17 protein-coding genes are annotated in these 14,837 nt (G+C 62.2%); 9 read left to right on the forward strand and 8 right to left on the reverse strand.

From position 1 onward, the window contains the following. Positions 1 to 57 precede the first annotated feature (57 nt). A complete protein-coding gene (locus tag U5A65_RS36650; RefSeq protein WP_321916189.1) occupies positions 58 to 714 on the reverse strand; it encodes a response regulator transcription factor in 657 nt (218 codons plus the stop codon). 46 nt (positions 715 to 760) lie between these two features. Next, positions 761 to 1,333 carry a response regulator transcription factor gene (locus U5A65_RS36655; protein WP_321949304.1) on the reverse strand — a complete coding sequence of 191 codons (573 nt, stop codon included), beginning with the start codon at positions 1,331 to 1,333 and terminating at the stop codon, positions 761 to 763. On the opposite strand from U5A65_RS36655, the gene U5A65_RS36660 reads away from it, so the two are divergent. The 3 genes from U5A65_RS36660 (at position 1,322) to U5A65_RS36670 (ending at position 2,660) form a co-directional block, all read left to right on the forward strand. Then, a complete protein-coding gene (locus U5A65_RS36660) occupies positions 1,322 to 1,552 on the forward strand; it encodes a hypothetical protein (RefSeq protein WP_321938699.1) in 231 nt (76 codons plus the stop codon). The genes U5A65_RS36655 and U5A65_RS36660 overlap by 12 nt on opposite strands. A gap of 200 nt (positions 1,553 to 1,752) precedes the next feature. Then, positions 1,753 to 2,127, forward strand: a complete 375-nt coding sequence (locus tag U5A65_RS36665; RefSeq protein WP_321916188.1) for a response regulator transcription factor — start codon at positions 1,753 to 1,755, stop codon at positions 2,125 to 2,127. A 170-nt stretch (positions 2,128 to 2,297) separates the two neighbouring features. Beyond that, positions 2,298 to 2,660, forward strand: coding sequence for a BON domain-containing protein (locus tag U5A65_RS36670; RefSeq protein WP_321949289.1), 363 nt, complete (start codon positions 2,298 to 2,300; stop codon positions 2,658 to 2,660). Between the two features lie 87 nt (positions 2,661 to 2,747). On the opposite strand, the gene U5A65_RS36675 is transcribed toward U5A65_RS36670, so the two are convergent. Next, the gene (locus U5A65_RS36675; protein ID WP_321949290.1) at positions 2,748 to 4,016 is read right to left on the reverse strand and encodes a condensation domain-containing protein; all 1,269 of its coding nucleotides are present in this window, start codon (positions 4,014 to 4,016) and stop codon (positions 2,748 to 2,750) included. An 89-nt stretch (positions 4,017 to 4,105) separates the two neighbouring features. On the opposite strand from U5A65_RS36675, the gene U5A65_RS36680 reads away from it, so the two are divergent. From U5A65_RS36680 to U5A65_RS36695, 4 genes are all read left to right on the forward strand, one after another. After that, positions 4,106 to 4,372 (forward strand): hypothetical protein, encoded by a 267-nt coding sequence (locus tag U5A65_RS36680; protein ID WP_321949291.1) that lies wholly within the window; start codon positions 4,106 to 4,108, stop codon positions 4,370 to 4,372. 14 nt (positions 4,373 to 4,386) lie between these two features. Next, the gene (locus U5A65_RS36685; protein WP_321916185.1) at positions 4,387 to 4,938 is read left to right on the forward strand and encodes an RNA polymerase sigma factor; all 552 of its coding nucleotides are present in this window, start codon (positions 4,387 to 4,389) and stop codon (positions 4,936 to 4,938) included. Next, positions 4,935 to 5,873, forward strand: coding sequence for an anti-sigma factor (locus U5A65_RS36690; protein WP_321916184.1), 939 nt, complete (start codon positions 4,935 to 4,937; stop codon positions 5,871 to 5,873). Before U5A65_RS36685 ends, U5A65_RS36690 begins: the two co-directional genes overlap by 4 nt. A gap of 228 nt (positions 5,874 to 6,101) precedes the next feature. After that, on the forward strand, positions 6,102 to 6,551 hold the full coding sequence (locus U5A65_RS36695) for a universal stress protein (protein WP_321916183.1): 450 nt from the start codon (positions 6,102 to 6,104) through the stop codon (positions 6,549 to 6,551). A gap of 47 nt (positions 6,552 to 6,598) precedes the next feature. Here the strand turns inward: U5A65_RS36695 and U5A65_RS36700 are convergent, their stop codons facing one another. Further along, entirely contained in the window at positions 6,599 to 7,642 is a 1,044-nt protein-coding gene (locus tag U5A65_RS36700; protein WP_321949292.1) for a sensor histidine kinase, read from the reverse strand. Positions 7,643 to 7,903: 261 nt separating this feature from the next. Next, positions 7,904 to 9,184 (reverse strand): epoxide hydrolase, encoded by a 1,281-nt coding sequence (locus tag U5A65_RS36705; RefSeq protein ID WP_321949293.1) that lies wholly within the window; start codon positions 9,182 to 9,184, stop codon positions 7,904 to 7,906. Between the two features lie 337 nt (positions 9,185 to 9,521). Here U5A65_RS36705 and U5A65_RS36710 point away from each other — a divergent pair, with 337 nt between their 5' ends. Both U5A65_RS36710 and U5A65_RS36715 read left to right on the forward strand, forming a co-directional pair. After that, positions 9,522 to 10,313, forward strand: coding sequence for a response regulator (locus U5A65_RS36710; protein ID WP_321949294.1), 792 nt, complete (start codon positions 9,522 to 9,524; stop codon positions 10,311 to 10,313). 299 nt (positions 10,314 to 10,612) lie between these two features. Continuing rightward, on the forward strand, positions 10,613 to 11,815 hold the full coding sequence (locus tag U5A65_RS36715) for a cytochrome P450 (RefSeq protein ID WP_321949295.1): 1,203 nt from the start codon (positions 10,613 to 10,615) through the stop codon (positions 11,813 to 11,815). A gap of 32 nt (positions 11,816 to 11,847) precedes the next feature. On the opposite strand, the gene U5A65_RS36720 is transcribed toward U5A65_RS36715, so the two are convergent. From U5A65_RS36720 to U5A65_RS36730, 3 genes are all read right to left on the reverse strand, one after another. Next, on the reverse strand, positions 11,848 to 12,681 hold the full coding sequence (locus tag U5A65_RS36720; RefSeq protein ID WP_321949296.1) for an alpha/beta hydrolase: 834 nt from the start codon (positions 12,679 to 12,681) through the stop codon (positions 11,848 to 11,850). Positions 12,682 to 12,864: 183 nt separating this feature from the next. Beyond that, positions 12,865 to 13,881: an alpha/beta hydrolase gene (locus U5A65_RS36725; protein ID WP_321916177.1), complete on the reverse strand. Its 1,017-nt coding sequence runs from the start codon at positions 13,879 to 13,881 to the stop codon at positions 12,865 to 12,867. A 244-nt stretch (positions 13,882 to 14,125) separates the two neighbouring features. Further along, positions 14,126 to 14,773 (reverse strand): response regulator transcription factor, encoded by a 648-nt coding sequence (locus U5A65_RS36730; RefSeq protein WP_321949305.1) that lies wholly within the window; start codon positions 14,771 to 14,773, stop codon positions 14,126 to 14,128. Between the last annotated feature and the right edge of the window lie 64 nt (positions 14,774 to 14,837).

The following is a 14,837-nucleotide window of genomic DNA, read 5'->3' on the forward strand; positions in this document are numbered from 1 at the left end:
GTGCCGACCCGCTCTAGCTGCCATGCCTCTCCCCATCCATGTCGTGCCGGTGCGCCATTAATTGCGCGCGTGCCCGGCTGCGCTAATGACCTCCATCTTCCTCACGAGATCGGCGACCGACTGCGCTTCGAGCTTGCGCATGGCGGAACTGCGATGAATCTTGATCGTGATCTCGCTCAGCTTCAATTCGCCCGCAATCTGCTTGTTCAGAAAGCCTTCCACCACGTACGACACGACTTCGCGCTCGCGCGCGGTCAACTGGTCGTAGCGCGCGCGTAGCGCCGCCTCCGAGCGGGCGCGTTCGCGCCACGCGGCATGGCTCGCGATGGCGGTCGTTACGGCATCGATCACGCGCTGCTCGCGCACAGGTTTCGTAAGAAAGTCGATCGCGCCCGCCTTCATGGCACGCACCGACATTTCAATGTCGCCGTGCGCCGTCATGAAGATAATGGGCATGTCCACTTCATAGCGGTGCGCGCTCTGCTGAAAGGTCAGGCCGCTCTCGCCGCGCAGGCGCACGTCCAGCAGCAAACAGCCCGGCACGTCTTCTTTCGGCGCCAGCAGGAATTCGTCGATGCGCGTGAACGTGCGCGTGGCGAAGCCGGACGAGCGCAGCAGGCTCGAAAGCGCCGCGCAAATCGACTCGTCGTCGTCGATCACGTAGACAACCGCACCCTCCCCCCCTGGCGCAATACGAACCGCGTCTTTCTCCATTACCGTTCCCCTGCAACCATGCACGTTATCTCCGGCGAATCGTTCATCAATCGTGGGTAAGCGGATCGGCTATCGACCCGGCGTCGCCTCCGATCTGCAGCGTCCGGATTTTTCGCACCAGGTCCGCCGTCGTGCGCGCGGCAAGCTTCTTCATCGCTCTCGCGCGGTAAATCTTCACGGTCATCTCGCTGAGTGCGAGTTTGCTCGCCGCCGCCTTGTTCATATACCCCGCGGCAACGAGCACGGCGATATCGCGCTCTCGCGGCGTCAAAGTCGAAAACCGCTCTCTGAGCGTGCTCGACTGGCTCAGCCTCATCAAACGCGCCGCGTCGCGCTGCAACGCCTCGGTCACGGACTCGATCATGTCCTGCTCGCGAAACGGCTTGGTCAGGAAATTGATGGCGCCGCCTTTCATGGCGCGAACCGACATTTCAATATCGCCATAGCCGCTCATGAAAATAATCGGCATGACGATTTCATTTTCCGCCGCCCATGCCTGAAACTCGAGACCGCTCTCGCCTTTTAACCGCACATCGAGTATCAGGCAACTCGGAATATCGGCCTGCACGCGCTCGCAAAATTGCGCTGTGGCCGGGAAGGTCTCGACATGAAACCCCACCGATTCGAGCAGGCTCTTGAGTCCTTCCCGAAGCTTTTCGTCATCGTCGACGACAAAGACTTTCGATGCAGCGTGCTCCGTGCAAGCCCGGCTCGCCTCCACGGACGCGCGCTTGCCACGATCGCTCTCGATTTGGTACATGCCAAACTCCACCGGTTGCTGATTTCAGGCGTCAACCCAAAGGGAATGCCGCGCGCGAGGCGCGCGATTGCGCAATGATTGGTAAGCGTTGTGTGCTCGGCGAGGGGCGTGCGGTGGGTGAACCCTCATTTCCCCCTTGCATCTTACCTACGGATTGCGGCAAACCCTATCTATACCTCCGTATGATTTCGGCGGCTTGGGGGCTCCGGTAAGCTTATGCCGCGTACACGCGACGGATCACAGCCATACCGCCTCCAGCACGCCACGGGAGATATTCATTGTGTACGCCACAAGTCATCTGGGTGGTTGACGACGACCCTTCGGTCCGTTCCGGCCTTTCCAGCTTGCTACGCTCGCTCGATTACGACGTCGTGACATTCGAGTCCGGCATGGATCTGCTGGCCGCCGTGGGCGAGCGGCACCCGCGCTGCATCATTTCGGATGTCCAGATGCCCGGCATGACCGGCGTCGACATGTTTTTGCGCCTGATTGGCGCGGGCATACGCATACCCACGATTTTCGTCACGGCCTACCCCATGCCCGAACTCCAGAGCCTGGCGCTGGACAATGGCGCGAGCGCATTCCTCATCAAGCCCGTCAGGGCCAGGGATCTCGCCGCCGCCGTCGCCGTGGCAGCCGGTAGCGCAGCGTAAATCGTCGCGGATCGCCGCAGCATCCCAAGGTATAGTGCGCCGTTGACATTCGTATAGGACGAACCACCTAACGTCTGATAGAGCCAGGACGGCCCGCGGTCTATGCTTCCCACCGGGCAAGACCCGCTTCGACAACTCCTCGTTCATACTCAACGTCAACAGGTGATTCCATGACGCTTCGCTCCAAGGCACTTACGGCCGCACTCGCCGCGCTGCTCTCCTCCGCCGCTCTCGCACAAACCACGACGACCGGCGACACGCCCGCACTGACCAAGCAGCAGATCCGCGCACAAATGCGTGCCGACCGCGCCGCCAATCACGCATTGGCGAAAAAGGTCCGCGAAGCCCTGTACAAGGACCACGACCTGAACGACACGGACATCGCCGTGTTCGCCAATACGCGCACGGGCAAGGTCATCCTGGCGGGCACGATTCTCGACGAATCGCAGGACCAGGTCGCTCAGGACGTCGCAGCGAAAGTGCCGGGCGTTCAGCAGGTCGCAACCAAACTGACGCTGTACGCAGCACCGTGATCAGCACTACCCCAACGCTCCCGGTTTCACCGTAAGCGAGTGCGCCGGCCATGCCGGCGCACGTCAGGTTTCACCTCGGCCGCAACACTAGGCAGCAACGGCCTCGCTCAGCACGGCGCACACTTCATCGAGCAGTCCTGGCATGGCCGTGTAGCTCGCCTGCGTGAGACGCAACACCCCCCCTTGCGTGCAGACGCCCACGACCTGATCGTCCTTGAAGCCCGAACTCACGATCGGCCCCCATAGCGCCTTCAGCGCAAAACCTTCGTAGGCCGAAGCGACCGGCTCGCGGCCCAGGTTCGAAAGCAGCACGTCGAACGCCAGCATGTGCGAAAGAAAACCCGCGGTGTCTTCAACGGAAGGATTCGACGACATGAATGCATCCAGCGCTTTCGTTTCCTGTACGACCGATGCGTGCGTTTGCGCGGGTGCGAGCCGGGCCTTGACCTCGCGTGCCGCGTCCCAGAACGGTGCGCCTTGCGGACGATCGTCGACCGTCACGGTCTGTGTGATGTACACGCCGTTGGCCTGGCCCATGCCGCCCACGGTTCGGCGCACGTCGATCGGCGAAACGGTACGCACCGAACGCTCGCGCCACGCCTGCGACAAGCGCCGCCCCGCTTCATTGACCGCTGCCGCGAGCGCGCCGTGCACTGTCGTGCGCTCCATGCGCGATCGCTCCACAACGGCCCGCGTGAGCGGCGCGCTGAGCGCAAGCGCGGCGACCTCGGCACGCGCGCCCGACGCCGCGCGGAACACCTTGGGCTCGGGCGCCGGCGCCATCGCGCCGGGCACGGTGGCCGTGGCCATTTGCGCTCTCAACAGGCTTTCCAGCGGCTGCACGAGGGGCAGACTCATGAGCGAGCCGCCCGCGAGCGCGCACAACAGATCCTCCATCACATAGGCGCCGCCCATGCCATCGAGCACCGAGTGATGCGCGGCGAGAATGACCGTCGAGCCGCGTTCACCTTGCAGCAAGGTTGCACGCACAAGCGGTGCAGTTGACCAGTCGAACGGTGCGTTCATTTCGCTCGCCGCCTCGACTTGCCACGAAGCCCTCGCATTTTCCACTACGCGCAGGGGAATTCGCGCGTCGGGATCGCGATGAAACGCAGGGGCGCCGTCACGGCCGGCGACGATACGCGTGGAGAGCAACGGATGCCGCTGCTGGATCGCAAGCAATGCCGCATGCCACGCGCTGGGCTCGAACACGCGGTCGATTTCCGCGACGAGCGCGAAATGAATCGCCCGATTGCGGTCGAGCAGCCAGAACAAGTGTTCCGTACCGCCAAGCGCCCGCACCCAAGCGGGCTCCTGTTTCATGGTGTTTTCGCTATCCGCTTGCTGATTTCGCATGTGAATTCCGTGTTTTTGAAAAGGGAGTGAAACGTTGAACGCAATCGCTTCCCCAACAAGAACACCTGTAAAGCGCGCCGCATTCCACGATGCATGCGCCGATCAGCACGACGTTTTGTGTCGCAATGTGTATGGCTTCCGGCATTGATACAAACACTTTCAATCAGCAGCCGGCCGGAAATATGGCAGATACCTTCTCCGGTTGTAATTCGTTTTGTCTCCTGCCCGTGAGGCGCCCGGCCCGTCAAGAAGATGAAGGCGGCCGGCGATATCTGCGCGTATGGAATTTCAATCGCCCGCCGGGTGTTCTCGTCAAGGCGACGGTTTTGCCGCTTAACCCTATCGTCGAAAAATGAAAGCTACCGAGACGATGACTGTCGCCGAATTGTCGGCGCTCCTGCCTTCCATGCTTCCGCGATTGTGGGCGTTCGCGCTACGCATTTCGGGCGATCAGCATGATGCCGAAGACCTCGTGCAGCGGGCATGCGTGCGCGCGCTCGAACGCGCGCATCAACTCGAACCCGGAACCGCGCCGCTCAGCTGGATGTTCTCCATCGTTCAGTCCACGTGGCTCAACGAACTGCGCGCCCGCAATGTGCGCAACCGTTCGGGCATGGAATGGGATGACGGGTTTCTCGAAACTGTTCCCGATCCTTCCGCGAGAACGCCGGAAGAACAGGTCATGAATGGACAGATCATCCGCGCCGTTGAGCGATTACCCGAGGCGCAGCGCATTGTCATGCTGCTTGTCGCGGTGGAAGGGTTAAGCTACGGCGAAGCCGCCGAGGTGCTGGACGTACCGATCGGCACGATCATGAGCCGCCTTTCGCGGGCACGCCAGGCGATCGGCGCCCTGTTCAACGATCAGAAAAAAGAAAAGCGCGCGCCAAGCGCGGAGAACAGCAAGGAAATTGGGGCATGACTATGGATGACATCCTGCTCATGGCTTATGTCGACGGCGAACTCACGCCGCGTGAGCGCGAAGATGTGGAGAAGACAATTAGCGCGTCGCCCGAGATCGCGGAGCGCGTGGCGCTATTCACGGCGTCGGCGCTAAGGTATCGGCACGCCTTCGCACACCAGAAACTGCCGCCCGTTCCCAAGCGGCTCACGCTCAAGATCGAGCAGCTCAGCCGCGCGCATTTGGGCATGCCCGAGGCGGCGAGCAGCACGGACACCGCGCGCCGCGGCGCCACGGAACCTGCCTGGTTTGCGCGGCTTATCTCGCGTTGGCCGTTTCGCGTTGCGCTGCATCTGTCGCTGCCGGGTTTAGCCATGACATTCGCCGCGGGCGTGCTGAGCTGCGCGCTCGTGCTGCGACATGCAACAGACTGGGCGCGCAGCGACGGTGGTGCAGGCACCGGCGCGTTGCACACCGCGGCCGCGAGCGTCTCGCCATGGGTTGCCGCGGCGGTGAACTATCAGCAGCTTTACACGCGTGATACGGTTGCCTTCGACGCGCTTACGCCGGAAGTGGTCTCGCAGGTGATCGCGCAGATTCACGTCGACGACGGCGTACCGATACGTGTGCCGGACCTGCGTCCAGCGGGGCTTACATTCACGCGCATTCAACGATTGCGTTTTCACAACAGACCGCTCGTGCAGATCGTGTATCTACCCAAAACGGGTTTGCCGGTTGCCCTGTGCGTGATGAAGGACGAAAAACCGGACGCGAGCATGACGCACGAGCGTGTTGAAAGCATGAATGTGTTGACATGGCGGCGTGCCAACCTCAGCTACGCGCTAATTGCGTCGCTCGACGACGATCAGTTGCTCGCAATCGGCACAGCGATTGCAAAGGGCCAGAGGATCGAAACCGTGGGCCAGGTTGCGCCTGCTGGCCATGCTTCGGGTTGACGGCTTGCACGTTTTGTCGACCACTCTGGATTCCGAAATATTCCGAAATAATCTTGTTGCCGCAAACATCTCGGCGTCACGCGAACGAGCACGCCGCCGGGAATAAACACCGATAACGGACTGTTCTGATTGCGCGGCCGGACAATTCACCCTTTGGGACGATTGCGCTGGCCGACCTTCATGTTCAATCAGGCGCCGCCAGCGGCTCCGTTACGTTATCGGCACACCATGTCTTCCTTTTCCCGCATGCTGCTCGTGTACGACGGCACGAGCGAGGCCCAGGCCGCTCTGCAACGCTGCTCGCAACTCTCGCTCGCCTTGTCCGCTCTCGTCGATGTCGTCGCCGTCGTCGATTCCGAAAGCGTGAACGCAAGCTGCGCTGGCCTGCTTACCGACGTTGCCTATACTCACCTCGAGGAAATGGCCCGCAACACGCTCAGCGACGCCGTCACGCGGCTGGCCAATATCGGCATTACCGCAAACGGCTTCGTCAAATTCGGGCGAATCGCCGATGTCGTGGCGCGCCACGCGCAAACGTTCAACCCCGACCTCATCGTGCTCGGCCACCGCTCGAGAGCCGGCCGCTCGCGGTGGTGGAACGTGCGTCCCGCTCATGTCGATCTCGCCGAGCGCTTGTGCGGAACGACCATCGTTACCGTGACGCTGGCGTCTGCCTAGACATGTGCAACACAGCGCCGATGCCCCGGCAATTCGACTTGCCCGCCTCACGCTGCTGTCAACGGCAGCGTGAGGCGCGCCTCGAGGCCGCCTGTGTGCCGGTTTTCGAGTTCCAGCTCGCCGCGCATGGCGAGCGTGAGGCGTCGCGCAATCGCGAGCCCGAGCCCCGAGCCCGACGCCGAAGCCGCCGTTTCGGGCGCGCGATACCAGGCCGCGAACACCGTTTCCAGACGGGCGGGCGCGATGCCCGGCCCCGAGTCGAGTACGGCCAGCACGAGACGTTGCGCCTCGACTCTCACGTTCAGGCGGACATCCACACCGTAGCGCAGCGCATTGTCGATGAGATTCACAAGCACGCGGCGCAGCGCATGGGGACACGTCACCACGGGACGCCCCACCTGCCCCTCGAGTTCAACGGTGCGCCCGGCGTCCCGATAGTCGGCAATCAGCGCGCCGAGCAAACTGTCCGCATCGACCGAACGCATGGGCTCCTGGGCGCTGCATTGCATGCGCGCGCAGGAAAGACTGCCCTCGACCAGCTCGGTCATCTCCGCAAGATCGCGGGCGAGCGCGTCTCTTACTGCCGCTTCCTCCACGAGTTCCGCGCGCATGATCATGCGCGTAAGCGGCGTGCGCAAATCGTGCGCATAGGCGGCAAGCACGTGAAGCAACTCGGCCTGGCGGCGCGCGCGATGGCGCGCGCACACATTGAACGCGCGAGCGAGACGCGCAATGACAGCAGGCCCCGCGTCTTCGGACAGGACCGCTTGAGCATCTTCGCCGAGGCCGCGCTCGACCATGGCCGCCATGCGCTGAACGGATACCTGCAACTCGGCGAACTTCAGCGCCACGAGTGCCGCCACGAGTATGGCGGGCAGCATCATGGGCAAGCCGTAGCGCGCAAGCTCCTGCCACGGTACGGCATGCGTTGCGTACGAGGCGTAGGCGCAGGCCGCCGCAAGCAACACCCATAAAGGCCGCGACCATGCCTCGAAAGAGCGCCACGCGCCGCCGGGGGACGAAGCGCGCACCGCGCTTGCGTGCAGCGACGCCTTTGGCGTATTCGATGGGTCGATGGCGTGCGCGTTCATATTCGTTCTCCTGTACTGGCCGGGCCTCACCCGGCCGGGCCACTTTGCACCACAGGGGAACGCGCGTATTAGACAGACAGCTGGCACGCTGCCTGGCAACATCGGCTTCGCGGTACGCCCTGCCCGGCAGCGCCAGAATAGGCCACCTCAGGCGTACGGCGCCATTATATGAACGTATATCTTCAAACCTACGGATGGGTAAAACGGCGCGGCTCGCGTCCCGCACGCCAGGAACGACGAGCGTGCGGGACACAGCGGTTTTTACGCGAGCTTGCGCATCGGCCTGAACCCGGCGCGAACCTCCTGTGCGAACAGGAGCGGTTCTTCCCAGGCCGCGAAATGGCCGCCCTTATCGACTGTGTTGAAGTAGACGAGATTGTGATAACTGCGCTCCGCCCAGCTGCGCGGCGCCTGATAAATTTCTCCCGGAAACACGGTAATCGCCGCTGGCAAGCTGATATCGACCGCGTTGAAGTTATTCGAGTGATCTTCCCAGTAAATCTGTGCGGACGACGTCGCGCTGTTGGTGAGCCAGTACAGCGAAATATCGTCGAGAATCTCGTCGCGGGTCAGCGAACGTTCGGGAACACCGCCGCTATAAGTCCATTGGGAAATCTTGTCGTACATCCATGCCGCCTGGCCCACGGGCGAATCGGCGAGCGCGTAGCCCACCGTCTGCGGGCGCGTCACCATCATGGCCGAATAACCGCAGTTGTCGCGATAGAACACATTCAGCTTTTCGTACGCACGTGCCTCGTCCGGGGAAAGGTTCGCGGGTGCGGGCTCGCCCAGCGCAAGCAGCCGCGCAATATCCGGCGGCACGGTTGCCGGCATGTTCACGTGGATGCCGATCAAGCCCTTCACATGCTGCATGGCCATACGGTGCGAGACGACCGAGCCGCAATCGCCACCTTGGGAAACGAAACGTGCGTAGCCAAGGCGCGCCATCAGCTCACCCCAGGCCCGCGCAATATGATCGGAGCCCCAACCCGGCGTGGTCGGCTTTCCAGAAAAGCCGAAGCCGGGCAAGGACGGCACGACCACATGGAAAGCGTCGTCGGCGCTGCCGCCGAAAGCCGTGGGATCGGTCAGCGGTTTGATGGCCTTGGTTAGTTCGAGAATCGAGCCGGGCCAACCGTGCGTCATGATCATCGGCAACGCATTCTCGTGTTTCGAGCGCACATGAATGAACTGAATATCGAGCCCGTCTATTTCCGTCACGAACATGGGAAATTCATTGAGTTTCGCTTCGCCCTTGCGCCAGTCATAATCGGTGCCCCAATACTCGACCAACTGCTGCATGCGCGCGAGGCGAACACCTTGCGATTCGTCGGCCACGGTTTCTTTTCCAGGCCAACGCGTATTGGCAAGACGCCGCCGCAAATCGACAAGCGCAGCGTCAGGAATGTTCGCCTTGAATGGACGGATTTTCGCATTCGGCGTGTCGGCGTAAATTGCCTTGGGAAAGAGCGCAAATGCACCAGCCGCCGCCGATGCGGCTAGCAGGTGGCGTCGCATCGGAGAAAAATCATTCGAAGACATCGTTGGCTTCCTGTTCATGAGGGATAGTCGAATTGACGCGGCGACACGGCAACGCTTGTTTATTCGCGCTGACGATCGTTTCCGGAAAGTCGTCCCTCATTAAAGTCAGGCAATGTATCTCGTGTATGTCGGCAATGTAATCTTTCGTAAGCCGCACATAAACGCGGTCCACCCGGTTATATTTTTTATTACGGTGAAATACCCCTATACCAAGGTATATGACCTACTATCCTTAATCATCTGTCGACTCAATCCAGAATGGAATGGTCCGATCGTCTGCATCCGGTTACGCTGCTGGCAGCGGTAAATAGGCGCCGCTGCTCCGCTTATGACGATCATGGAAAAAATCGATCACATACTGCTTGTTGACGACGACCGCGGCATACGCGAACTGGTTGCCGGTTATCTCCAGCGAAACGGCATGCAGGTCGCGACAGCCTGCAACGGCAGGGAGATGCATGAGTATCTGGGAAGGCATGCACCCGACCTCATCCTGCTCGACCTGATTCTGCCCGGCGAAGACGGTCTCGCGCTCTACCGCGGATTGCGCGAAAGCCGCCATCGCGCACTGCCCGTCGTCATGCTCACGGCCCGCTGCGATGTCACCGACCGCATTGTCGGGCTCGAAATGGGCGCGGACGACTATATGGCCAAGCCGTTTCAGGCGCGCGAACTGCTCGCCCGCATCCGTGCGGTGCTGCGCCGCACGCGCATGCTGCCGCCCGACCTGCAGCCCGTGGACGACACGCCGGTGCTCGGCTTCGGAGACTGGCGCCTCGACACCACCGCGCGCCATCTGCTCGAATCCGACGACACGGTCGTCGCGCTCAGCGGCGCCGAATATCGCTTGTTGCGCGTGTTTCTCGACCACGCGCAACGCGTATTGACACGCGACCAGTTGCTCAATCTCACGCAGCGGCGCAACGCCGACCCGTTCGACCGCTCGATCGATTTGCTGGTGAGCCGGCTGCGGCAGAAGTTGAACGACACGGCACGCGCGGCCCGTTACATCAAGACACTGCGTAACGAGGGCTACATTCTTTCCACGCCAGTGACGGTTCACCACGACGCGCGCGAAGCCTCGCCCGGCAACCGTGCAAGCGTTGAAAGCGAAGCGCTCTGTTTTTAGCGGCCCCTGCCTCTCAACAGGACGTCGTTGGGCTCGAGCCGATCTACGCGCACGCCTGACCGCCGCGGCGCCCGGTGCAAACGCGGCACGGAATAAACGCCGGGGCTCGGGTGTTCCAGTGAGATCGGCGCATTCGGGCGCGATGGGAGGCATGATGCGGTTTTCGGTACTCGGCGCCGGCGCGATCGTGCGATCGCGGTATGATCGCGGGCATCGCTACGCCTGCCAATCGCCTACACCACACGCTCGTCAAGCTGCTCGAAAAACCCGCCACTCACGCCTGACGACCTCTCACGCCCATGCAATTTTCCGACTTCTCCTCGCCTGCCTTCTACGCCAATCCGTATCCCCTTTACGAAAAGATTCGCGCAGCAGGGCCGATTCTGCCGGTTGGCCCCAAAGCCTTCGTGACCGGGCGCTTCGAGATCGTCGACGCCCTGTTGCGCGACCCGCGCATGGGCAAGACCTATCTGCAAAGCGTGGCCGCGCGCTATGGCGCCGAGGCGACGGCGCAACCGGTGTTCCAGTCGCTCAGCCGTACCTTGCTGATGATGAATCCGCCCGCGCATACACGGTTACGCGCTTTGTTGATGAAGACCTTCAACGCGCGCGGCATCGAGAAGCTCACATCGATTGTCGAGGCGACAACGCATGAACTGCTCGAACGCGTGGCCTCGCACGCCGAATTCGATCTGGTCAGCGACTACGCGTTCCCGTTGCCCGTGCAGATCATCTGCCGGCTGCTCGACGTGCCCGTTACGGACGCGACCGCGCTAGGCGGCGCAGCAAGCCAGCTCGTCGCCGCATTCGATCTCGCGCCGCTCGACGAAAACGGCTTGCGCGCGGCCAACGAAGCCGCGCTCACGCTCGAGTGTTACTTTCACGGCGTGATCGAGCGTCGCCGCGCCCACCCCGGCGACGATCTGATTTCCGCCATGCTCGGCGTGGAAGACGAAGGGTCGCGGCTAACTGACGAAGAAGTCGTGTCGAATGCGGTGCTGCTCTTCATTGCCGGGCACGAAACGACGTCGAACATGATTGGCAATATGATGATCGCGCTCTTTCGCCATCCGCAGCAAATGGACGCGTTAAAGCATGACCCGAAGCTATTGCCGCGGGCGATCGCGGAGTGCATGCGTTACGACGGTGCGGTGCAAATGCTGGTCCGCACCACGCTCGAAGACATCACGCTTGGCGAAGCCTCGCTCGCGCGCGGCTCCGTCGTGTTCATGCTGATCGGCTCGGCGAACCGCGATCCGGCCGCGTTTCCCGCGCCCGACACGCTGGACTTCGCGCGCGGCACGAGCACGCCAGCGGTCGCGTTCGGCGCGGGCATTCACTATTGCCTGGGCGCGCGGCTCGCCGCACTCGAAATGGATGTCGCGATGCGCTCCCTGCTTGCCCGCTTCCCCGAGATCCGTCCTGTGAATCTGGACGGACTGGTCTGGCATCGCCGCAACAACCTGCGCGGCGTGACGTCCTTGCGCGTGCACACGCGCTGACGCAGTACGGTGCGCCGGGCTGCAATGGCTTGCTATCCGGCGGCCCGGTTTGCCTCGATGTCCGCGAGAAACCGCGTAAGTACCGGGTCGAATGTCTCCGGCGACTGCCAAAACGGCGCATGACCGAGCCCGGGCAAGCGCACGCATTGGCCGCCCCACAGGTTCCCATAGGATACCGAATCGAAATAGTCGAGATTGACGATTCGATCCGCGCCGCCGTTCACGACCGCGAGCGGTATCACGCTCGTTTCCACGATCTCGCGCTGGTCTGCATTGAGCCCCGCACGCAGGCCCTCGAACAAGCGCTTTCTCATGCGTCCATCGGCACGCGCTACGGCGTCGCGCAGGAACGGCTCGGCCGAGTCGCCGAAAATGCCTTGAACAAACGCGTCGATTTCCGCGCCGGAGAGATGTTCCCGGCTGGCCGCGCCCGCCTGTGGGAGACCCGTGAAGCCTTGTGCCATGGTGTCACGCCCGACCGGCGGCGTGCCGCTGATCATCAAACCCTTCAAGCCTGGAAAACGCGCGATCATGTCGATGCCGATATGACCGCCGAGCGACCAGCCGAGCACCACCGCTTCGTCAATGCCGAGTTCGCCAAGCAATTCGACCGCAGCGTCAGCCAATCCACCGCGCAAATAGGTGCGGTTCGGGTCCGGCGCATTGCTCGACTCGCCGTGACCGGGCAGATCGAATGCGATCAAACGATGGCGCGCAGCAAGCGGGCCGTCCAGTTGATGGCGAAAAACGCCCCGGCACGAAGAATTTCCGTGAATGAGCAGTACCGGCAAGCCTTCCTGCACGCTCTCCTCCAGCGCGATATCGCCATGCGACGTCTTGACGACGCGCCGAATCAGCTTCGTCATACGCGCTCCCTGAACTGCGCCGAATCGTGCGGTCGCCGCACTCGTCCGGCGCCAGCGTTCCACGCCGCACGCGCACTGCTCAATCCCGGATAGCGATGCAAACGCAGATTGCGAATACCCAAAACCTTGCCTCCTTACGGTACGTCGAGCCCCTCATCGCGGCCCACAGCGCTTCACGAGCCGCTACAGATGCTGGACTTGCAGCACGGCATCGGCAAACGCCTTCGGCGCTTCCTGCGGCAGATTGTGGCCAATGCCGCCGCTGATGTCGCGATGCTGGTATTTGCCCGTGAATTTTCCGGCATATGCTGCCGGCTGCGGATGCGGCGCGCCGTTGGCATCGCCTTCCATCGTGATCGTGGGTACTGAAATTGCCGGCGACTGCGCCAGCTTCTTTTCGATGTCGTCGTATTTCGCCTCGCCCTGGACGAGACCCAGCCGCCAGCGATAGTTGTGAATCACCACCGCAACATGATCGGGGTTCTCGAAGGAGGCGGCCGTGCGATCGTAGGTGGCGTCGTCGAAATGCCATTGCGGCGAAGCGAGGCGCCAGATCAGCTTGTTGAAATCGTGGCGATTCTGCTCGTAGCCCGCCACGCCGCGCGCCGTGGCGAAGTAGAACTGATACCACCATGCCAGTTCGGCTTGCGGCGGCAACGGCTTCGCGTTGGCGGCCTGGCTGCCGATCAGATAGCCGCTCACGGAAACGAGCGCCTTGCAACGTTCGGGCCACAACGCCGCGATGATGTTGGCGGTGCGCGCGCCCCAGTCGAACGCGCCGAACACGGCCTGCTTGACCTTCAATGCGTCCATGAACGCGACGATATCGACGGCAACAACGGCTTGCTGGCCGTTGCGCGGCGTATCGGCGGACAGGAAGCGCGTCGAGCCATAGCCGCGCAAATACGGCACGAGCACGCGATGCCCGGCCGCCACGAGTATTGGCGTGACCTCGGCAAAGCTGTAGATATCGTAGGGCCAGCCGTGCAATAGCACAACGGGCGGCCCGTCCTTCGGCCCGGCATCGACGTAGCCGATGCTCAAGCCGTTTGCCTGCACTTGCTTGATCTCGCCGAATGAAGCTGCACCCGCCGCCGATTGCGCACGGGCCAGTTCGCTCAAACCCGCGCCCACTAGCGCAGCGCCCGCAAGGCCCGTTCCGAGAATACGCCGGCGGCGTTCGTTGATCGGTTCCGACATGATCGCTTTTCTCCTGATAATCGAAGTCAAGGGAAAATTCTTGCGCGTGCTCACGCAAATTCGCCGCTCGTAAGCTAACTGGCGACTCATTCGTTGTCCCCAATAATTTCCTTGAGCTTACTCGCGCGGCGCAGCTCGAAGCGGGGAAACAAGAGACGCGATAGCGTACCACCCCGGCAAGAGACCGCACGATACGGCGATCGGTTTAGCGCACTATACGCAGGTATATCTGCGCAATGGCTTGCTAGCGCTTGCGATCGCGCGGCGGCGTCAAGCGCAGCATCGCCGCCATATTGACGAGTTCCGGCAGCGAATCGGCGCTCATCTTCTGCATGACCTTGCCGCGGTGCATCTTCACGGTAATTTCGCTGATACCGAGTTCCGCGCCTATCTGCTTGTTCAGCAACCCCGAAACCACGAGCGCCATGACTTCCTGCTCGCGCGGCGTGAGCGTTGCATGGCTGTCGTGGAGCGCGCACAACGCCAGATAGCTTTCGAGGGCTTCACGGCTGCGCGCAATGGCGTCGTGAATGGCGTCGAGCAAGGTTTCGCCGTTGAACGGTTTGGTCAGGAATTCGACTGCACCGGCTTTCATCGCCTTCACGGTCATGGGCACGTCCCCGTGACCGGTGATGAAGATGATCGGCATATCGGGCCGGTCGGCGGCAATGCGCTGCTGCAGTTCCAGACCGTTGACCTGCGGCAGCGATACGTCCAGAACGAGGCAAGTGGGTGCGAAAACGCGCGGGTGGGCGAGGAAATCTTCGGCGCAAGCGAATATCTGCGCGTGCAGACCTGCACTGCGCAGCAATAGTTCCAGCGATTCGCGCACGGAAATGTCGTCGTCGATAACAAAGACGATGGGCTCGGCTTGCGAACCGCCCGACGGCATGGCGCCCTGACTTGCTCCACCTGCGTGACCTTGAGGCACGTTATTCCTCTTTAATGCCCCGAAG

It is taken from the genome of Paraburkholderia sp. J10-1, from assembly GCF_905220165.1.
Lineage (GTDB): Bacteria > Pseudomonadota > Gammaproteobacteria > Burkholderiales > Burkholderiaceae > Paraburkholderia.